This is a genomic window from Mitsuaria sp. BK037, assembly GCF_014193045.1.
GTDB lineage: Bacteria > Pseudomonadota > Gammaproteobacteria > Burkholderiales > Burkholderiaceae_C > Roseateles.
The window spans coordinates 1495300-1516311 of sequence record NZ_JACHYS010000001.1 but is presented as its reverse complement, the minus strand read 5'-3'; the positions used below and the strand labels follow the sequence as shown (position 1 = coordinate 1516311).

12 protein-coding genes are annotated in these 21012 nt (G+C 72.9%); all 12 read right to left on the bottom strand.

Going from position 1 to position 21012, the window contains the following annotated elements; genetic code table 11:
- Positions 1-254 precede the first annotated feature (254 nt).
- From FHT37_RS06320 to FHT37_RS06265, 12 genes are read right to left on the bottom strand one after another with little or no spacing between them, the layout of a single operon-like run.
- Positions 255-2888 carry a DUF4157 domain-containing protein gene (locus FHT37_RS06320; protein ID WP_183479563.1) on the bottom strand — a complete coding sequence of 878 codons (2634 nt, stop codon included), beginning with the start codon at positions 2886-2888 and terminating at the stop codon, positions 255-257.
- A gap of 1 nt (position 2889) precedes the next feature.
- Entirely contained in the window at positions 2890-4875 is a 1986-nt protein-coding gene (locus tag FHT37_RS06315) for a DUF4157 domain-containing protein (RefSeq protein ID WP_183479561.1), read from the bottom strand.
- A 33-nt stretch (positions 4876-4908) separates the two neighbouring features.
- Positions 4909-6969 (bottom strand): DUF4157 domain-containing protein, encoded by a 2061-nt coding sequence (locus FHT37_RS06310; RefSeq protein WP_183479558.1) that lies wholly within the window; start codon positions 6967-6969, stop codon positions 4909-4911.
- Positions 6872-7747, bottom strand: a complete 876-nt coding sequence (locus FHT37_RS06305; RefSeq protein ID WP_183479556.1) for a hypothetical protein — start codon at positions 7745-7747, stop codon at positions 6872-6874. The genes FHT37_RS06310 and FHT37_RS06305 overlap by 98 nt, the downstream gene beginning before the upstream one ends.
- Positions 7748-7758: 11 nt before the next feature.
- Positions 7759-8604 carry a hypothetical protein gene (locus FHT37_RS06300; protein WP_091724619.1) on the bottom strand — a complete coding sequence of 282 codons (846 nt, stop codon included), beginning with the start codon at positions 8602-8604 and terminating at the stop codon, positions 7759-7761.
- A 20-nt stretch (positions 8605-8624) separates the two neighbouring features.
- A complete protein-coding gene (locus tag FHT37_RS06295; RefSeq protein WP_183479554.1) occupies positions 8625-10793 on the bottom strand; it encodes a phage tail protein in 2169 nt (722 codons plus the stop codon).
- Positions 10794-10797: 4 nt separating this feature from the next.
- On the bottom strand, positions 10798-11784 hold the full coding sequence (locus FHT37_RS06290; RefSeq protein WP_183479552.1) for a hypothetical protein: 987 nt from the start codon (positions 11782-11784) through the stop codon (positions 10798-10800).
- Between the two features lie 24 nt (positions 11785-11808).
- Positions 11809-14625 carry a hypothetical protein gene (locus FHT37_RS06285; protein WP_183479550.1) on the bottom strand — a complete coding sequence of 939 codons (2817 nt, stop codon included), beginning with the start codon at positions 14623-14625 and terminating at the stop codon, positions 11809-11811.
- Between the two features lies 1 nt (position 14626).
- Positions 14627-16765: a putative baseplate assembly protein gene (locus FHT37_RS06280; protein WP_183479548.1), complete on the bottom strand. Its 2139-nt coding sequence runs from the start codon at positions 16763-16765 to the stop codon at positions 14627-14629.
- 4 nt (positions 16766-16769) lie between these two features.
- Positions 16770-20309 carry a putative baseplate assembly protein gene (locus FHT37_RS25620; RefSeq protein WP_221210963.1) on the bottom strand — a complete coding sequence of 1180 codons (3540 nt, stop codon included), beginning with the start codon at positions 20307-20309 and terminating at the stop codon, positions 16770-16772.
- Positions 20306-20719 carry a GPW/gp25 family protein gene (locus FHT37_RS06270; RefSeq protein WP_091724615.1) on the bottom strand — a complete coding sequence of 138 codons (414 nt, stop codon included), beginning with the start codon at positions 20717-20719 and terminating at the stop codon, positions 20306-20308. The genes FHT37_RS25620 and FHT37_RS06270 overlap by 4 nt, the downstream gene beginning before the upstream one ends.
- 4 nt (positions 20720-20723) lie before the next feature.
- Positions 20724-21005, bottom strand: a complete 282-nt coding sequence (locus tag FHT37_RS06265; RefSeq protein WP_091724614.1) for a PAAR domain-containing protein — start codon at positions 21003-21005, stop codon at positions 20724-20726.
- Positions 21006-21012: the final 7 nt, after the last annotated feature.

The window sequence follows — 21012 nt, the reverse complement described above, 5'->3', positions numbered from 1 at the left end:
GTCGGCCCCCGCCCTCGGTGCCAGCCGGATCGTGGGACTCTCCCGCGGCGCCGCGCCCCCGGCCAGGGACCAGGCCGCCCCGCCGCCCGGTCCCTTCGCCACCGCGCGCGCGACGCGGTCCGCCTCGGCTTCGAACGCGTCATCGCGCGGGCCCATGGGCTCGGTGAACCGGCCGCGCCCACCCGCGCCGAGCGACGCCCGGCCGACGCTCGACGAGGTCCTGGAAGCGGTCGGTGCCCGTTTCATGCTGCCGCCTATCTGCGCCGCCCGCCGCTGCCGCGGTTGCGGATCGCGTCGCCGCGCTCGCCCAGCGCCTTCTCCAGGTTGGCGTTGGCGCCCGGCACCGTCGATCCCGTCGCCTCGCGCAGCGTCTTGTCCTTCGGATCCCAGCCGACGGTGCGCTCGGCATCGGCCTTGGACGCCTCGACGGTGGCGTTGGTGACCCACAGGTCCTGGCCCTTGCGCGTCAGGTGAGCCAGCGCATGGCCGGCGTCGATCCGGTTCTCGACGATCGCCTCGTCGCTGGCGCGCACCGCCACGTGGAAGGCCTTCAGCGACGCGCCGGCCTGCTGCAGCAGGTGCGCGCCCAGCATCGCGAAACCGGTGCAGACCAGCGGCCGCAGGCCGAAGATCGACAGCGGCCGCGTGTACAACTCGGCCACGCCGCTGACCTTCATGTCGTCGAACTTGTCGATGACGCGGTGATAGAAGTAGGCCCCGGCGTAGCTGTCGTAGGCGTCGATGACCTCGGCGTTGCCCTTGGTCTTGAGCGCCTTGAAGAAGTCTTCGGCATTGCCCAGCGTCGGCACCGGCGAGGCCGGCTTGACCTGCGCCGCCGCCATCTTGGCCCGCACCGCGAGCTGCTGCTCCAGCACCGACGCATAGATGACGAAGAGGTCGAAACCCATCGTCTCGCGACCGTCGCCGAAGACCAGGTTGAAGTCCTGGCCCAGGTTGCCCTGCGTGCCGGCCAGGTAGGCCTTGATCTCGTCGTCGGTCGGCGCGACGGCGCGGCCCGGCGCGTTCAGCGCCTGGAAGCTGCGCAGCACGAAGAGGATGCGGCCCACCGCCGCCGGCAGTTGAGACGACCGGGCCTTCAGGTCGCGGACCAGCTCCTTGACCGAGCGCACATGCTTGCGGATCGCGTCGTAGGCGTCGTCGATGGCGCTCGCGTCGTTCTGCAGTCCGTCGAGCGCGGCGGCGATGGCATCGGTGTGTTCCTTGATCGCGGCGACGTCCAGCGTCTGGCTCAAGGCCGTCACCCGCGTGTTGACTTCGTTGGACGCGTCGATCGCGCGGTTCAGCGACAGCCGCGTCTGGTTGGCGGCCAGGCGCTGGTCCTGGCTGTCGCCGCCGGTGGCGCCGCTGGTCGAGCGCGCCGCCCTGGTCTTGGCGACGACCTCGTCGAGCTGCGGCCCGATCTCGTCCAGCGCCTGGATGCCGAAGGTCGCGTTCGCCTTGGTCAGCAGGTCGATCGCCTCGGCCACCTTGGCGGCCTCGGCCGGCGCCAGGTCCTTCACGCCCTTGATGTCGGGCACGCCCTGCTGCTTCTGCTGCCCCGTGGCCCAGGCGCTGACGTCGCGCAGGCGCTCGCCGGCGCCGGACAGCGATTGCTGGCGCTCCTGCAGCGGGGTGAGCTTGACCTTGGCCGGCGCCCCTTGCGCGCCGGGCACCGCGGTCTTGGGCTTGCTGGCGCAGCGCTGCAGGCTCAGACCCGAGCGCAGGCGCGGGCGGGCCTCGCGATGCAGACCGGACACCGAGCCAGCGTCCCACAGCGTCGCCGCCACGCCGGCGGCGGACGCATCGGCGTCGTGCTCGAGCGCCGTCGATGTGGCGCCGGAGGCCACGGGCTCGCGAGCGCCGCTGGGGGCGCCACCTGGGGCGCCTTCGCCGCCCTGTCCTTGCTGCACCACGTGCGCGAGTTCGTGCGCGATCAGCGCGTCGCCCGCCGGCGTGCCGGGCTGGAACTCGCCACCGCCGAAGGCGATGTGCGGGCCGATCGCGAAGGCACGCGCGTTGAGCTGGTTGGACAAGCGCGCCGCCGTGCCGTCGGTGTGCAGTCGCACGGCGGAGAAGCTGGTGCCGAAGGCGCCTTCCATGCGTGCGCGCAGGCCGCCGCCGAGGGACTCGCCGCGGCCCAGTTGCTCTCGCACCGAGACCGGGTCGGCCGCGTGCGCGCCGCCGGAGCGCGGCTTGAAGAACATTGCGCCGAAGCCGGCGAGCAACCCGCCGCCGCCCGCGGCGCCAGGCATCTCGTCGGGCAGGCCGGTGACCTCGCCGGTGCGGGCCCAGCGCTGCGCGCTCTGGCTGACGCGCGCGGTGACCACGCGGATGTACTGCGCGGCAGTCGGGACGCCGGCGGCCTCGGGGGCGTAGCGCAAGAGCGCGCGTTCGATGTCGACGGCGCTGCGGGTCTCGTAGTAGCCGAGCCAGTGCTCGATCCACGGGCAGCCTTCGGAGTCGCGCCCGGTTCCCGCCAGCGCCGCGTCGACCGCGGCGCAGATGCCGGCGCGCAGGGCGGCCATGAACTCGCCCTTGCGCATCTGTCCGGGGGACGCGTTGGCGTCGTCGGGCACCAGCAGCGGCGAGGCGCTCGTCGGGGCGGTGACTGCCGCGGGCTCGCCATCGCCGGGCTTGGCGGAGCGCTGGATGAGGCTCACCCCTGCCCTCTCCCGCCCCGCGGGAGAGGGGGCAAGAGAGGCAGGATCGGTCGCGGCGGACCAGCCGGACTGGCCGGGGAGCGGCCATCGCCGGCCTTGCAGCACCGCGTCGGCGATGCGGTCGGCCTCGTGCTCGGCGGGGTCGTTGGCCGGCGCGACCGTCTCCTTGAGGGACGGCACGCGCGCGGTGGCCGACGCCGGTTGCGCGGCTGCCCGGGTCGCGTCCATGTCAGGGCGGGCCGAACACGGCCTTGACCTGTTCCGCGAAGAACTTCTTGTCGCGTTCCAGGAGCGAGGGCGACGCGTCGACGCGTGCCTTCAGGTGCGCCACCACGGCCTTGGCGACCTCCGGATGCAGCGCCTTCTTCAGCACGTTGAGCTGGCGCGGCACGTCCACGTCCGGATCGTCGGTGGGATTGGGCGGCGCGGTGCCGGTCTCGGGATGCGCATAACGACGCTCGCGCAGCTCCGCGAAGATCTCGGTCTCCGCGTACTCGTAGGTGTCGAAGAACTTCTGCCGCAGCACCGGATCGGTCTTCCACTTCTTGCGCTCGGCCTCGGGCATGCGCTCCAGCGCCGCGCTCATGATCTCGGTCGCATAGGCCTTGCCGTACTCGAAGTGACCGCCGAGCTCGTGCGCCACGTTGGGCCACACGTTCTTCGCGTCCTTCTCGGCCAGCTCCACCCATTGCATGCCGACCTCGAGCTCGTCGCCGAGCTGCGCGCCGAAGTAGCCCTGCTCCAGCGCGTCCTTGGGGTCGAACTTCAGGCGCTTGCCCTTCATCACCGTCTCCAGCTCGGTGCCGGCGACGCTGGCCACGACCTTCTTCCAGGCGGCATCGGCGCGCTTCTTCCAGTCGTCCTGCACCTTGGGGTCCAGCTTGGTCCAGGCATCGGCCGGCTTGGGCGGATCGGCGGCCTTGGTTTCGCTCTTGATGATGTCGTCGACGGTCACCGTCGGCGGCGTGACCGGCGGCGGCAGGCCCGACTTCTTCGCCGCCTCCTCGGCCTCCTTGCGCTTGCGGTCCTCGGTTTCCTTGCGCTGCTTCTCGAGGAAGTCGTACTGCAGGCCGCCGAGCCGGTTGATCTCCGCCTCGCGCGCCTTCTCGGACTCGGACTTGCAGCGCTGCAGCCGCAGCCCGCCGCGCGTGGGCGGGCCGCCATGGCGCACCGGCGGGCCGGCGCTGCCCTTGCCGTGGAGCGTCGACAGCGCGCCCAACGCCGAGCGGTCGGCCTCTTCCTCCAGGCCGGGCGTTTCCCCCATGTCGCGGCCCGCGTCCGGCGCCCGCGCGCCGTCCTGCTGCGCCACGTGGGCCAGTTCATGGGCGATCAGCGCGTCGCCGCGCGGCGTGCCCGGCTGGAACTCGCCCGAGCCGAAGGCGACATCGCGGCCGATGGTGAAGGCCTTCGCGTTGAGGCGGTCCGCCGCCTGCGCGGCCGTCGCGTCCGTGTGCAGGCGCACATGGCCCAGGCCCATGCCGAGCGCGGATTCCATCCGTCCCCGCACCGGGCCCGGCATCGGCTCGCCGCTGCCCAGCCCCGCACGGACCGACGCCGGATCCGCCCATCGCGCGCCGCCGGGGCGCGCCTTGAAGAACATGCCGCCGAAGACCGCCAGCGCGCCGCCGCCGGCCATCGCGGGCAGGCCCGGCAGGTCCGGGGGCGCATCGATCTCGCCGGTCCTGGCCCAGACCTGCGCGCTGCGCCGCACGCGCGCCGTGACCAGGCGGATGCCGTCCTGCGCGTCGCGCGCGCCGCGGGTCTCGGGCGCGTATCGCTGCAGCGCGCGCTCGACGTCGCCGCTGCCACGCTCGGCGTAGTAGCCGAACCAGTGGTCGATCCACGGGCAGCCCTGGCTGTCGCGTCCCGTTCCGCTCAACGCCGCGTCCACCGCCACGCAGACATCCCCGCGAAGCGCGGCGAGGAACTCGCTCTTGCGCATCTGCCCGGGGGCCGGCTCGCCATCGTCCGCCACCAGCAGCGAAGCCGGGCGTGCCTGGGGCCCGCTCGCCGCGGACCATCCGGCCTGCTCCGGCCGATGCCAGTCGCCGCCTTGCATCACCGAGTCGGCGATGCGGTCGGACTCGCGCTCGGCGCCCTCATGAAGGGGCTGCGCGGGCGCCGCACCGGTGGACGCGCGCGCGAGCGACGACGAGTCAGCAGCGCTGCGCGTGGCTGCGGCTACGGACTGAGGCGAGGATCTTGCTTGGCTCATGACGTCACGCGGGGCCCGACGCAGAGGCGCGGGTCACAGAATCTGAATCAACTTGGTCTTCGTCCCGGTGCTCCAATGCCGCTCCTGGGCAAAGACCTTGTACCCAAGGTCGCGCGGCAATTGGCGTCTCAACTGCTTCGCGTACTCGATCGTCTTTTCCAGATGCAGCCCTTCCTCCTGACCGATCGCGCCGGGGATCTTTGCCAGGGTGCCTGGCCTGGCGGTGATATCGCCCACGATGATGGTCTTGTCCGCATGGTTGATCCCGATGAGATCCGGACGAGCCCGCTGATCGGTGAACATCGAACTCAGTCTTCGGCCACCGACCCTGGCGTCGCCAAAGCGATTCCTCGGGAAAGTCTCATAGCCTTTGCCCGCGAGCTCGGCGGCCCAGTCCTCGACCTCCATCGACTCGATGCCTGTCCCGATGCTCGCGGCGTCCTTGCCATGCCCCGCGTCCCTCGTCGCCTGAAGTTCCTCAAGCGCTTCACCGGTGTCTTGGGGCCCCTGCACACTGGAGCTCCGGACTGAACCGGACGTCCCTGTCGACGTGTTGGACGGATGCACCTTCGGCGTCCTGAGGTCGGCGACGGTCGTCGGCGTGGTGCGGGCGCCGCTGACCATGCGCGATTCCATGTTGGTCGACACCGCGCCGCCGACGCCCTTGCCCACGCCGGCCGCGGCCTGCTCGCCGGCCGCCGCCTCGCTGAAGACCGCCACCAGCGCGTCGAAGGCCTCGACCGCCTTGTCGACCACGCCCTTGAAGAACTTGAGCGCCCCATTGACCGCCTTGCGCAGCAGCGCGCCGGCCTCCAAGAACACGCCCTTGATCCATCCGAACGCCTGCACCGCCTTGCCCGCCACGAACTCCGCGGCCTTGCCCACCAGGCTGGCGCCCTTGGCGATCAGGTTGCCGATCGCCTCGCTGAACACCAGCATCAGCACCTGCGCGACCAGCGTGCCGACCACCTCCCCGATGCCCTTGCCCATCTCGTAGAAGTCCTTGCCCAGCAGGTCGAAGATCGCATGCGCCCCGCTCGCGCCCATGTCCCGCGCCTTGGACTGGGCCATCTGCATCAGGTTGTCGAGCAGTCCCGAGAACTTCTGCACCGTGCCCTTCGGATCCGTCACGAAGCTCGCCAGCGCACCGCCCAGTTCCCCCATCAACGCGTTGAGCCGGACGTTGAGCTCCGCGATCTTGCGTTGCCGTTCCGGACTCACCGCGATCCCCAGCGGCGACCACTTCGCCAGCCACTCCAGCCCGGACAGGCCGAGCCTGACCAGGCCGACCACGCCCTTGACCAGGTCGGTGATCGGGCTGACCAGGCCGATGACCAGCCCGACGAGGTACCCGCCGTAGAACCTGGCGGCGTTCCACGGCACCATCAATTCGGAGAGATGCGCCTTGGCGGCGTCGGCGCGGCCCGCGCGGACATCGGCCTTCAACCCGCCCACGAATCCCTCGAGAACCGCCTTGATGAACGGCCAGGACGCGTCGCTGGTGGCCTTGCGTCCCACCGTGTCGATCAGCCCGGTTCCCAGCGAATACGGCGCCTCTTCCTCCGGTGCGCACTGGATGCGTTGCACGGGCAAGGTCGGCACGTCGGACGCCAGCAGCGTGCGGGCATCCTGCTCGTGCGGGGAATCGGGCGCATCGACCACCGGTTCCCGCGCCGCCACCGCCCAATGCTGCTGTGCGACGTGGCGCAATTCATGCCGCAGCAAGGCGCGCCCTTGCGGCGACTCCGGCGCATACCGCCCCGCGCCGAAGGCAATGTCGCTGCCGACCGTGTAGGCCGACGCATGCAAGGCGCCGGCGGCGGCATGCGCCCCCGGTCCGTCATGCACGCGAACGTGGCCGAAACCGAAGCCATAACGCTGCGCGGCCTCCTGCTGCACCTGGGGCGGCAGGGGCCGCCCTCCCGCGCCACGCAACGCGTCGACCGCGCGCTCGGAGGGGGCCTTTCGCGTGGGCGTTCGCACGGTCGTCCTGCCGTCAAGCGGGTCGGGCCGGATCCGCCTTTGTCTTCGTCTCCGCTTTCGTCCCCGCCTCCGTCGCCGACCCGGGCTGGGTCTCCGACCGCGTGCCCTCATTGCAGTTCCACCAATACGGCCCCGTCGTTCGCAGCTGCCGCCGGCAGGCGCAGTTGTCCGGCGCGCTCACCTTGCCTTGCTCGTCCACGGTGACCTTGGCCAGCACCACCCACGGATCGGTCGGGCATGGCGGGCAATCCGGGATGGCGCCCGGTTCCGTGAACTGCGCCATCGACGGCGGCGACGCATGCGACTCCGGGCAGGCATCGAGCACGCACAGCTCGTACCCGTCCTGCCAACGCGAGAACTCGCAGCCGGTGTCGTCGCAGCCGCAGCCCACCGGCTGCACCCGCACCGGCCGCGCGGCCACCTGCCGGTAGCGCACCGCGACGAACAGCGGCGCGCCGGGATCGCGCGTGGACACGGTGCGGTCCGGGCACAGCGGGTCGATCGCGATGTCGTCGCAGGCATCGCCGCTGACCGCCGACACGCAACGGGTGCGGAGGTCGAAGCACACGTCGCGCTCGATCATGATCTCGTCGCCCTGCGGCCCGAGCAGGTAGCCCGGCTGCACCACCACGCGCCAGGCCTGCGTGCTGGCCTCGACCCGGGCGCCGCACACCACGCCCCAGCCGTGCAGGTAGCGGTTCATGCGGCGCAGCCGGTCGCGGAAGTAGTCCTGCCCCAGCGTGAGGTCGTCGGGCGTGATGAGCTGCCGGGGGAAGAAACGCGGCCACTCGATCCCGCCGCGCGCGCCGGTGCCCGATCCGCTCGTCGCGGTGCCTCCGCAACCCCCGCCGCAACCGCAGTCGCCCGAGCCTGTCGTCATTGAAGCCATGGTCGTTCCTTTCAGTACTTGCCGCCGCGCCGGGCCTGCGACTCATGGCTGAGCGCCAGCACCAGTTCCCACAGCACGTCGGCGCCGTAGACGATCGGCCGGACCGCGATGTCGATGTCCGACAGCTCCAGCGTCTGCCCCGCCGCGGGCAGATGCAGGTTGGCCAGCGTGATGCAGCCCGCGCCGGTGTCGCAGTCGCAGGGTCGGCTGACCCATTCCGCCAGCGCCTGGTAGTTCACGCTGTTGCCCTTGATCAGGCCCGGGATGTCGGCGTCCACCGGGATGTGCGGCGCCTTGCCGGGTCGCAGCACCAGCGAGTAGCCCTCCCGGATCGCCCCCGGCGCGCAGCGCGTGGCGGTGTCGCAGCCGCCGGCCATCACCGGCTCCGGATCGGTCCGGCACTCCTCGTAGCAGACCACCAGGTGCATCCAGTCGTCGTCGCAGTGGCCCTCGCCATCACGGCCACCGTTGCGGCCACCGTTGCGCTGTCCCCGCGCGGCCGCGGCGGCGTTGGCCGCGGCGCCGGTCGGCACGGGGTCCGACTCGGACTCGGCCGGCGGCGCCGCGCGCGACGGCACCGCCAGCGGCCTGGACCGCGACGGCACGACGATCTCGCGCCCCTGCTTGTCCAGCGCCAGCCCGGCCATCACGACCACGCTGTGGTCGTCCTCGCCCAGTTGCACGTCCAGCCCGCACACCACGCCGAAGCCGGCGACCAGGCGGTTGAGCATCCACTGCTTGCGCTTGAAATAGGCCTGCTCGGATTCGAAATGACGAACGTCGAGCAATTGACCGTGGAAGTAGCGCGGACGCGAAAAGCTTCGCAGCGCCTCGCATTCGACCGATTCGTCTCGCATGTGCCTTCTCCTGATGGCCATCAAAGTTGCGCCCGCGCACCCACGCGGCTGTCCACGCCCAGGCGCGCGCGCGGCTCCCCGCCCAGCACCAGCGCGCCCTCGCCCAGCGGGCCCGGCTCGGGCGGACCACCCCCCAGCAGCGTGTCCACGCCCAGGCTCGCCTGGTATCCCACCCGCAGCCCCGGCGCGATCGCGCACAGCTGCCACAGGGTGTGCGCCGGCTTCTCGCGCTCGACGATCTCCCGCACCCGCGCCAGCGTGTCGGCGCAGTGCAAGTCGCGCGGATAGAGCCGCACCAGGAAGCGGTAGGCCGCCTCCTCGAACAGCGGCGTGCCGAAGGCGTCGGACGCGATCAGCCGCGACCGGTCCAGCGTCGCGGTGCTGCCCAGCACCGCACCCTGCGGTTCCGACGCCGGCAGCACCGTGTTGAAGCCGAGCACCGAGTCTCCGCCGTCAGCCCAGGTCCCGGCCTGTCCCGGCTTGCACGAGCTCGACGGCGCCGGCAGCGCCCACCAGCCCAGCGCCTGCAGCGGTTCCTCGATCACCGCCCGCACGCCGGCCTCGTCGCGCAGCGCCTCGCCCAGCCCGGCCGCGGTGCCGCGCCGCGCATGGCGCGCCCAGGCGCCGGCGATCGACGCGCGCCGCGTGGCCTCGTCCTGGGTCTGCGACAGCGGCACGGCCAGGAACCCGGCCAGCCAGTCCAGCGCCTCGTCCGGCGCACCCGCCGGATCCAGCAGCGCCGGCAACTCGCCGGTCGTCGCCTCGATCTCGCGGAAGAAGCTCTCGAACAGGCTGAGGTAACGCAGCAGGAAGTTGTCCCGCGGCCGGTCCGGGTACAGCGACGGCGGACGCTCGCGGTAGATCCCCGGCAGGTCCGGCAGGTAGCTGGCCTGGTCGAAGTCCACGCGCGCCTGGCGCAGCACCGGCGTGCCGTGCAGGTCGTTGGCGAAGCGCGCGCCGATCCACAGCGCCCGCTGCGGCCCGGTGTCGTCCAGGTCGATGAAGAAATCGGTCACGTCGGCGCCGACCGCGCGCCACGGCGCGGCGAAGAGCCCGTCCGCCGTCGGCGGCGGCACGGGCGCGGCCAGCGCTCCCGTCGCGATGTGGAAGGTCACATGGCTGCCCGCGGGCAGGTCGATGCTGGCGTGCAGCCGGTTCCAGACGTGATCGAGCGTGTCGACGGTGATCGCGTCGCTCCACAACCAGCCTTCGGCCGCATGGCTGCCTTGCAGCGCCAGCCGCAGCGGCGCGAGGCCACCGCCAGGCGAGACCCACAACGCGCCGTCGCCGTCGCCGCCACTGCCGCCGCTTGCGCTCGCGCGACCGTCGATCGCGAGCGCGGCGACCGGCCCTTCATAGCCCGCGGCATCGCCGGCGTGGAAGAAGGACCCGTCCTGACCGCGCGACCAGACCGCGATCCGCCGCCGCCCCGGATCGCCGATGAACAGCGAATCGCCGGACACCGCCAGCGCGATGGCGCCTTCGATGCCGGTGGGAATGCTCTCCATCGGCGCGCCCTGCGGCGTGAACGCGGTGACCTGATGCGTCTGGGCGTCCAGCACCCACAGCCGTCCGTCCGACCACGCGATCGCGCACGGATGATCCGCCTGCCCGCTGGCCCGCACCGCGTCGCCGAAGGCAGGTGCCCGGTCGCCCCACGTCGTGATGCACTCGACCCGACCGTCGCCCAGGTCGGCGACGTAGAGCTGCCCCGCCTCGTCCAGCGCCAGCGACACCGGCAGCTGGAACCCCTCCAGCACCTCCACCAGCGCCAGGCTGCCGAGGTCGAAGACCTCCACCCGGTGGTTGCCGGCGTCGGCGACATACAGCGCGCCGCGCGCCGGCGCGATCGCCAGCCCCGCGGGCGCATCGAAGCGCGTCGCATCGCTGCCCGGTCCACCCAGGCACGGCACCGGGCCGATGGCGCCGAAGCAGCCCTCGATCCACGACACCACGCCCCCCGCGGGATCGGTGAAGAACACGGTGCCGCCGGCATCGACGGCCACGCCGCCCTGCGGTTGCGCGTCGGCGAGCGTCCCCAGCGCCGCGGGCAACTCGCCCTCGAACACCGGCAGCGCCGCCAGGCGCAGCGCGCCGTCGTCCCCGCGCGCGAGGCCGCGCCAATGGAAACGCGGCCACAGGCCGTCCTCGTTGAGATGACGGAAGGGTCGGAGGTCCGGTGCGCCCATGGCTTCAGCCCTCCACCCCGATCCACTCGATGCGCCACTCGTCGCGCACCTGCTTGAGCAGCTGCTTGCGGAAGTCCTCGCTCTGCGGATCGGGATCGTCCGCGCCGGGCGGCAGGCTGGCCAGCAGCGAGTCCGGCACCAGCATCGAGAACTTGAACCCGACCTTGTCCGCCGCCAGCAACATCACGAAACCGTCGACCAGGCGCACCACGTCGCGATCGCCGACGTCGAAACTGAAATCGCGCCGGCCCAGCACCTGCGCCGAGTAGCAGGGCATGGTCCGGAAACCGGCCGAGGTGGTGTCAACCACCGCCTCCAACTGCAGCCCGAAGCCCGAGGCGCCCGCGCCGGCCGCCGGCATCGTCCAGGCCGGCTTGGCGACCAGGCCGCTGGCCACGTAGGGCTGCGCGGCCGGCCGCGCGTTGCGCCGCTGCGCCAGCGACAGCGGCTGCTCCAGCCGGCAGTTGAGCACCTGCGCCCGCGCCAGGCGCAGCTGGGTGCCGTTGACGACCGCGTCGCGCAGCTTCGCATCGGTGGGCAGGTAGTCCGGCGCCGGGCCGAGCCGCACCCAGCAGAACACCGGCGTCTCGCGCAGCCGGATGGCGCCGCCGGTGGCGCCGCACGCGCCCTCGCGCGTCTCGGCCACCTCCAGCGCCTCGGTGGGATAGGACACCGTCAGGTCGAAGAACACCGGCGCGCCGAAGTCGTCGCCGGCCACCGGCGGCACCGGCTGCACCACCGCGTCGGCCAGCACGATCTCGCGGCCGCGGGCGTCGATCGCGTAGCCGGGCTGGATCGAGACCTCGCGCGCACCCTTGGTGCCGGTGGTGGCGAACCCGGCGCCGATGCCGGGCTGGTGCAGGCTCTGGTTGTGCAGCCAGCGCATCTGGCGGTTGAAGTCGTCCAGCTCCTGCAGGTCCGATGCGAACAGGCGCTGGCCGTTGAAGAAGCTGCTGCGCTCCGCGAAACGGGTGTCACCGATGAGGGCCATGATGTCCGGTTCCTTCCTCAGGGGTCAGGCGCAGGGATCGCCGGGTGTCTGCCCGGGGCAGTCGGTCACGGGCCGGAACTCCTGCTGGCAGCCGAACCAGCGCACCACCAGCCGTTTCTTCTGCGCGAAAGTCACGAAGGCGGCCGGGAAGTCGCTGTTGAAGCTGGTGATCAGCGACAGCGTCTCCGGCCGGAAGCGGTAGGCCGGCGTGGTCGCCGGCGTGACCGCGTACAGGTGCAGCTCGGCGTCGATCGGATACGGCCAGGCCCCGCGCGACTGGTAGACGCCGGTGTTCAGGTCCAGTCCGTACAAGGTCGCGATCGCGCGGCCGTCCAGTCCGCCGGCCGAGTCCATCCGCACCAGCGGTTGCCAGGTGGCCGGGAAGTCCATGGGCCGTGCCGGGTCCCAGGTCAGCGCCGCCGGCCCGACCAGCCCGCCGTCGATCCAGCCCTGGTCCACGATGCCGTCGCCCTGCGCCAGCGTGGGCCGCACCGTGACGGTGTTGCCCACGATCTGCTGCACGTAGGCGCCGTTGGAGACATCGGCGTGATGGACCAGCAGCCCCGCGACGTCGTTCGGGCCGAAGACGAGGTCGTCGGCGACATCGAGCTCCCGGGGATCGGCATCGACGCGGGTGATCCGCGCGCTGTCGCGCCAGTGCACCGTCGCGAGCCGGTCCCCGGTGGCCAACGCCCCCGGCGACCCGGACAGCACCAGGTCGACCCCGACGATCGCCACCACTTGCGCCACCGCGCTCTCCAGCGTCACGCTGCCGATGAGCGGCCAGGCCATCACGCAGTCGCCGACGGCGAAGGCGGCGGACTCGGCCAGCGTGATCCGTGTCTCGTCGGTCTGTTGCGCCACCACCGTCGCGACGCGGCCGAAGCGGCCGACGGCCAGCAGGTCCAGCCGGCGAGCCGTTTCCACCAGCGGCGACCCCAGGCCCAGCAGCGTGCCCGTCACCGCGGCCACCGATGCCGGCGGCGGCGACTCGGCGCCGTCGGCCACGCGCAGCCGCAGCACGTCCTTCACCCGCGCGGCGCTCGCGCGTCCGACGCGCACTTCGTTCGGCCGCTTGGGCTCGAAGGCGTCGATCGTCGTGGCGCAGCACCAGTCCGCCGCCACCAGCCGATCGCCCACCGCCAGTCCCAGCCCGGCGCTGAGCACCAGCGCCTTGCGCTTCTTCACGATCTTGTCGACGACCGCGACCAGGGACAGGTCCCGCATCGGCGCCACGACGTCGCCCACGGCGAACGGCGCGACGTCGCTGACGCCCACCTCGCTGCTGGCCTTCGGGACCAGGCGCTGGATCGTCAGGCCGCCGGACAGCGGCACCGCGCGCGTCAGCGTGGCCACCTCGGCCGCCGTCGGCGGCGGTTGCAGCTCGAGCTTCGCGCCGTCGCTCACCGTCACCTCGGGCGCCGTCGCCAGCGGCTGCCGGTCCGCGTCGAGCAGCACCGCCCGCGCGCCCTTGTCCAATCCCTGCGGCGCCGACTTCAGCTCCAGCTGCAGCGACTTGCCGTCGGCCGACAGCGTCGCGCGCTTGATGTCGATGGCGTCGGTCATCCGCGCCACGTGCAGCTCGTCGCTTTCCTTCCAGGCCGGCGGCGGCTGCTCCACGGTCATCCGGCCGGCGCTCACGCCGTCGATCAGCGCGACGGCGCCGTCCGAGTCCCGGTGCAGCACGTCGCCCTTCTTGATCGCCGGCGCGGCGGTGTAGTCGGCCAGCATCGCCGCGCTGTCGTCGGGCACCGTCACCACCTCGGCCAGGCGCGGCAGGTTGCCCAGCGCCAGCACGCTGTCGTTGACGCGCACGCCGTCCAGCGGCGCGGAGAGCGTCACCGTCGATCCCTCGGCCGCGGTCAGCGACACCGCTGTGCGGGCCCGCGGCCGCAGCAGCGCGATGACGTCGTTCGGCTTGAAGACGGCGGCGTCGTCGAGGTCGATCGAGAGCTGGTCGCCGGCGCCTCGCCGGATCGCCGACACCCGCGTCTGGCCGTACCAGGCGGCGACGCGGCGGCGCCCGATCTCGGCCATCAGCAGCCGGAAGGTGAAGCCGTCGACGGCCGGATCGGCCACCTCGGGGAAGAAGGCCGGCGCGAACTCGGCCTTGGCCAGGTTCCAGCTGCGCGCCTGCACGTTGGCCACATAGCGCGGCACCTCGGTGAAGCCGCTGGCGGAGGTGTCGACCCGCGTCTGCACGCCAACCACCTTGCTGACGATGCCGCCGCGGCCGTCGGGGGACTCGACGATCCACGGTTCCCAGGGCGTGCCGCCCTCGACCGTCTCGCCGCGCGCCAGCCGCGGCCGGGCCAGCGGCCGGACCCGGGGCGGGCGGAAGTCGGTCTTCAAGCCGCCGTCGTAGCGGGCCAGCACCGCGCCGTCCGGCGCCTCGTTCGCGGCGATCGGCACCCAGGCCAGTTCCACGTCGCTCTCGAGCAGGCGCGCGTCGTCCAGGACGCAGCCGGGCTCGTCGGGCACGCAGCACGTCCCGCTTCCGTTCCCGCCGCCGCGGCGCGTGGCGCGCAGGCGCAGCACCAGCCAGGCGGCCTCGGTGGGCAGCGGCACGCGGCGCGCGCGCTGCAGGATCAGCTCGCGGCCGCGGCGGTCGTAGGCCAGCCCGCAGGCGACCTCGATGCCGGTCACCTCGCCGGTCCCGTCTTCAGTCACTTCAGCGCTCACCAGGCCGAAGGCGATCCCGCCCGTCTCATGCAGCGCGCGGTTGTGCAGCTGGCGGCGCAGCGCCTCGAAGCGCTGCTGGTCGCGCGCGTCGCGGCTGCGCAGCGTCTGGCCCTGCCAGTACTGCAGCCGTTCGAGATCCCGGCGGTACGGCGTCGACATGTCAGGCCACCTCGATGTTGTGGCGGCCGGCGGCGACCAGCCAGTCCGGACGCAGGCAGACATTGCCGCAGCTCGGCGCGCAGCCCTCGGCGACGAGCTCGAGCGCGATCACGTGGTCCACGCCCGGCGTCTGGTCGATCACCTGCATCACCTCGGCGCGGTAGACGTCGCGGCCCAGCGGCCAGCCGGCGGCGTCGGGGCCGCCGCTCACCGGGTCGAAGAACCCGTCCAGCGCCGCCGACACCTCGGTGGCCAGTCGCTGGCGGTCGATGCCGTCCAGCGCCTGGACGCGGGCGCGGACCGCCACCTCCAGGTAGCCCGGTCCGGCCACGACCACGCGCGTGCCGAGGACCCGGCGCGTCTCCAGCCGCGCGGCGACCCGGTCGAGGAAGCCGCGGCTCGGGAACGGCCGGCCGAGCGGCAGGAATGGCAGCACGATCACGGTGACCATGCCAGGGGCGTTCACGCAGGCCAGGCCGGGACAGAAGTTGGGCAGCGCGATGGCGCGGGCCACGCGCAGGCCGGGCATGGCGAGCGCGAGCGCCTCGAAGTCCTCGCGGGTCACCGCGCGCAGGCGGGCCTCGCGCTGCTCGATCGCGCGACCCAACGCATGCGCCAGCGTCTCGGCCGGCGCGGCGTCCTCCAGCACGATCGGCACACCAGCGGCGATCCGCCCGATCGCGCCGGCATCCGGCAGGAACACGCGGTTGCGCGGGCTGTCGGCCAGCCCGTCGATGCGCGCGACCGCCGGCGCCGGCCGCGTCCACGCGTGGAACGCGACCATCTGGCAGCCGCGCGGCAGGACGCGACCCCGCTCGCCATCGCCGCCGACGACCTCGCCGCTGGTCGGATCGAGCGTGAAGTGGGCGTCCGAGCGCGACGAGGCGCTGAAGTCGTCCACCCGGGTCCAGGCGCGCGGATGGCCGTCCTCGACGGAGAAGAGCCGCAGCGACGCCTCGACCACCGGCCGCTGCGCGAGCGTCAGGCGTTGGGACGGCTCGCCACTGCCCGTGCCGGCGAGCGTGCCGTCGACGGCCAGCAGGCCCGGGTCGGTCGCGCTTGCCGCGGTGTAGGCGAGCACGGTGAAGACCGGCGCCTCGCCCGAGGCGTCCACCGACAGCGCGACGACCCGCCCCTGCTGCAGCGTCAGGCGCAGCGCGGCGCCCTGCCCGGGCGTGATCGGACCGCCGGTCACGACGGTGCCGGGCGCGATCGGCCAGGAGGTCCAGACCGGCGTCGATTGCTCCAGCTGGACGCCATTGAGCAGCAGCCGCCGCAGGCGCGGCGCGGCATCGAAGGCACCGTCGACCAGCCGGGCCCGCACCCAGCACTGCGGCTGCGCGACGCGGCCCAGCACGGACGCCTTCATCGCCGCGCCCGGCCGCAGCCGCAGCGCGCCGTTGAGGCTGAACGAGCGGGTGTCGTCGTCGACCTCCAGCGGCAGCCAGCGGCCGGCGGCGCCGTCGTCGGCGAAGTACTCCCAGGCCAGGCGCGCGCCGTGATGGACGAGCGGCGCGTCGATCGGCGCCTCCTCGGCCAACCGGGCCCGCTCACTCAACCGCGCCTGATCGCCCTCGATGCAGACGAACACCTGGGACCACCGCCCCGCCGGCAACGCGCGGTCGAAGCCGATCTGGCATTCCGCGCCGACCGCCGGGTCGTCGCCGAAGGCGGCGAACGGCTCTTGCCGCGACCAGGCCGCCGTCAGGTTCTGGAACCCGGCCGCGTCCTTGCGCTGCACGGCGCGCAGCGCCGCGTCGACGACCTCGACCGGCGCGGTCGTGCGCAGCGGCGCCGCGGTGGCGTCCAGCCGCATGCCGTCGAACTCGGTGCCGGCCGGCAGCACGACCGGCGACGGCCCCGCCGCGATGCGCAGCTCGCTCACCAGCGTCGCGGGCCGCGGCGGCGCGCACCGGATGTCCATCAGCGCCAGCAGGCGCCGCTTCTGCGCGTCGGTGAAGCGGTTGAGGCGGTAGAGGTCCGTCTCGGCCACCGACGCCAGCAGCTCCATCAGCGTGATGCCGGGGTCCGATGCGTTGTGGTCGGTCCACGCCGGCGCGACCAGCGGGATCAGTGCCCGGCCCTGTTCGACCAGGTCCGACCAGCGACGATCGTCGAGTTGAGGCAGGGGGATGCTCATGGCGTCACGCTTCCGATTCGTCCAGGCGCAGGACCAGGGTCCCGGCCGCCACCACCGCGTCGTCGGGCACGCGTACCGACTCGCCCTGCGGCACGCCGTCCAGGACGAGGTCGAGCGCCTCGATGTGGTCGACGCCCGGCGTGCGTTCGAGCTCCGCCGCGACGTCCGACACGTACACGTCGCGCCCCAGCGCCCAGCCGCTGCCCCCCGGGCCGCCGACGACCGGATGCAGGAAGCGCTCGAGCGTCTCGCGCACCGCGCGCTCGACCACGCCGGCCTGGCTCGGATCGAGCGGCACGATGCGGGCCGACACGCCGACCGGCAGGTAGGTCGGGCCGGTCACATGGATGCGGTGCAGCGCGGCGAGATCGGCGGGCGCGCGCGCCTCGATGTGGCGGCGCACCTGTTCGCGCAGGCCGAACGACGGCTGCGGCCGCGCGTCCAGGCTGCCCGGCACGATCAGCACCGTCACCCAGCCCGGCAGCGTCCGTCCGCCGGGGCTGCGGCCGGCGATGGCGCGCACCATCTTCACCGCCGGCGAGGCCTCGACCGCCAGCGTCTCGTAGTCCGAAGGCGTCAGCGCACGGCCGCGGTGGCGCACCGTGCGCGGTCCGCGGTCCAGCACCGCCGACGGCGCTTCGCCGTCCGCGCCGCCCTCGGCCGCGCGCGGGTTGAAGACCGCCTCGATGCCGGGCACGACGCCCAGCAACTGCGCGATCGCGCGGGCCGGCACGTTGCCGCGGGAGCCACCGCCGACGCTCATCCGGCGCACCAGGATCGCCGCTCCGGCCGGTGGCACGCGGCCCGACACGCCGTCGCCGAAACGCACTCGCCCGCTGGCGCCGTCCAGCGCGTAATGGCGGTCCGTCGGCGACGAGAAGAACAGCTGCTCGCGCCGCTCCCACAGCACCCAGGCCTCGGTGACCTGCTTGTGCCGGTTGCGGGTCAGCCGCAACGGGCCGAGCGACACGCTGGGCTCGGTCGACTCGACCGCCAGCAGCCGCTCCAGCCGGCCCAGCACGGCGCTGTCGCCCTGCCACAGTTCCATCGCCAGGATCCGCCACTCGACATTGGCGCGCGCGCCGCCGAGCTCGCGCACCTCGAGGCGCTCGCCGGCCAGCACCGGCGTCTGCGTCAGCAGGAACACCTGGTCCGGCGTGCCGTTGCTGGTGCCCAGGGGCAGGTCGTGAAGCGTGTGGCGCTCGCTCGCCCACACCGCGTTGACATGCAGGCCGGCGAAGACGGGCTCGCCCGGCGGGCCGTCCTCCTTCAGCCGGGCGCGCAGCCAGTGGCGCGGCGTGCCGAAGCGCGCCAGCTCGGCGTCGTCCGCCTGTGCCAGCACGTTGACGATGCCCGGTCGGCGCAGCGCGCCGGTCTCGTCGTCGGCCGGCGTGCGCGTCCAGGCGTCGCCGTTCCAGTACTCCCAGACCAGCGCCGGACCGGCCGGCGTGTCCGGCGCCTCGACGACGTCGACGAACAGGCCGAGCTGGTCGACCGGCGGCGCCTTGTCGAAGCCCAGGTAGAGCGCCGGGGTCAGGTCGCCGACCCGCTCGAACGGCGCGAAGGTCGTGCCGGGCCACATCGCCTCGGCGGTGCGGTCGACAAAGCGGAAATCGTTGCGGGCCAGCACGCGTTCCGCGTGGAAGGGCCCGTACTGCCAGGTGTAGCCGATCGAGAACGCGCCCAGCACCGGCGGCTGCGCGACGACGTAGGTGAAGGTGTTGACCGCGCCGCCCGCCGCGTCGGCGTTGAAGCCGACGGTGCGGCTGAAGCCGTAGGAGCCGCTCTGCAGGCGCACGCGCACCCAGCGCGCCTCCTGCTGATTGACGCTGACCGGCGCCATGTCGATCGGCACGGTGAAGTCGATGACCTCGGTGCGGTCGAGGTCGCGCTGCGAGCCGGCCAGGCTCGAGCTCACCGGCAGCGGCGCCCACAGCCGGCCGTTCCAGTACTCCCAGTCGAGCTGGTGCGCCAGCGCGGCGGAACCCGCGATGGCGCCCTGGTCCTGCGGCGACAGGCTGCGGCCGACGAACAGCCGCACCTTCGCCAGCGGCTTGCCGAAGGCCTCCTCGCTGGTGAAGTAGAAGGCCGAGCCCGGCTGCGGCTGCTGGCCCAGCGGATAGAAGGGCTTGCTGACGTCGAGCGCGGCGCCGTCGGCGAAGGCCTTGTCCGGCGCCAGGCCGGTGACCGACAGCGTCAGGTCCACGACGCTCCGAGTGGCCGACGGCGCGGGATGCGCGTGCCGCGAGGCCTGCGGCGCGGTGAAGACGATGCCGGCGAAGGCGACGCTGAACAGGTAGTCGCGCGTGAAGTTGACGTTGGCGATCAGGTAGGCGCCGGTCTTGCCGGTCGGCTGCGAGGTGTAGGCCGCGCGCGTCGGGTCCGCCGGGTCGGTCAGCCGCACCACCGCGCCCTCGACCGGCTGGCCCGCGTCATTGCGGACGATGCCGCCGAGGCTGTTGGGCGCGGACGGTACCGGTGACTCCGCCGCGATCGCGAGGATGCCCGGCGTGCCCTGCCCCGTCTGGGTCTGTGGCGCCACCGGCTGGCCGACCGCGATGCGCCCGCGCAGCGCGCCGTTGACGGTGCTGGACAGGCGGATCGTGTCGACCTCGGGCAGCGACTGGCCCGGATCGGGCGGCAGCGACTCGTCGAGCCGCGCGCGCAGCCAGTAGCCCTCGATGCCGTTCACCGTCGTCTTGCCGGCGGAAGCGCAGTCGGTCACCAGTTGGAAACTGCCGCTCTGCGTCAGACCGTTGGTGCTGTCCACATCGGTGACGACGGTGTCGACACCCTGGTCGTCGAGGTCCTCGTCGTCCTCCCCGTCCTCCTCGTCACCGGCGACGTCGCTCGTCGCCGAGCCGCGGCATTCGGTGCTGGTGTCGATGAACCCGCGCCAGGTCACGCCGTCCCAGTACTCCCAGACGATGTCCAGCGGCGTGGTCGCGTCGTGCTGCAGCTCGAACTCGACCGACAGCTTGACCCGGCCCGACAGTGCCAGCAGCACCGGATGGGACAGGTAGAGCTCATGCGGCGTCGGCCGCAGCAGCCGCGCGGCGAAGGGCTCGACCGGCTGGCCGGCGAGGTAGGCCGCGCCGTGGTCGACGTACTGGTCGCGGCCGGGCCACAGGCTCACCAGCTCCACCAGGCGGCCGGCGGTGACGCCGACGGCGCGTTCCGTCTCGAACAGCACCTGCTCGCTGCTGCCGGCCGGCGGTGGCGCCCCGACCGGCGTGCGGGCCGGCGCCGAGCCACCCGTCGCCTGGTCGGAGAGCCGGAACACGACCGGCGCGCGCGCCTCCTGCGCGGGCACCAGGCTGAGCCCGGCGACGTCCAGGAAACCCAGCTTGAGCTTGTCCGGCACCTGGCCGAGGCGTTGCGTCAGCGCCTCCAGGTAGCGGGCCGCGATCGCGGCCAGGCCGGTGCCGGCGCCGCGGTCCGCCGCCAGCCATTCCGGCGTGTAGCCGGCGCGGCGCGCGAGCAGCTGCGCCAGCAGCGCCGGCGCATCGCGGCCGTCGAGTTCGACGCGGGGCGGGGTGTTCACTGCGCCGATCCTTCCTCGAGGTAGAACGGGTAGACGAGGTTCGCATGCGAGTTGGTCGCCCGCACGCGGTAACTCATCTCGATGCGCACCTTGCCGGTGTCGGCGACATCGGCGACGGCGGTCACCGCCGTCACGTCGATGCGCGGCTCCCAGTCGACCAGCGCCTCCATCACGCGCTGGCGGATCGCCTCCAGCGTGGCGGGGTTCAGCGGCTCGAAGACGAACGCGTTCAGGCCGGCGCCGAAGTCGGGCCGCATCACGCGCTCGCCGGGGTTGGTGCCGACGATGATCAGGATGGCCTGGCGCACGTCCTCGTCATAGGCGGCGGTGGCGGTCTGGCCAGCCTCGATGCCGACCGGGAACGCCCAACCCTGGCCGAGGAAGGTGGACGGCGTCTGCGCGGCGGCCATGGCCTCAGCCCCCGATCTCGACCAGCGGGCAGCCCATCACGATGGGCGCGCCGCAGCCGCTCATGTCGCCGACGCGCGCGGCCGGCCGGCCGGCGATCAGCACCGTGGCGCTGCCCTTGGCGATCGGCGTGGGCGGGTGCGGGCCGGCGGTCGGCGGCATCGAGCAGGCGTGCAGGTCGCCGACGACCGCGGCGGGCATGCCGCCGATGAGCACCATCGCCACGCCGGGGCCGGTGATGACGCCAGGATGACCGGTGGGGTCGCCCACGCGGGCTGCGGGAGGCATGGTGTCG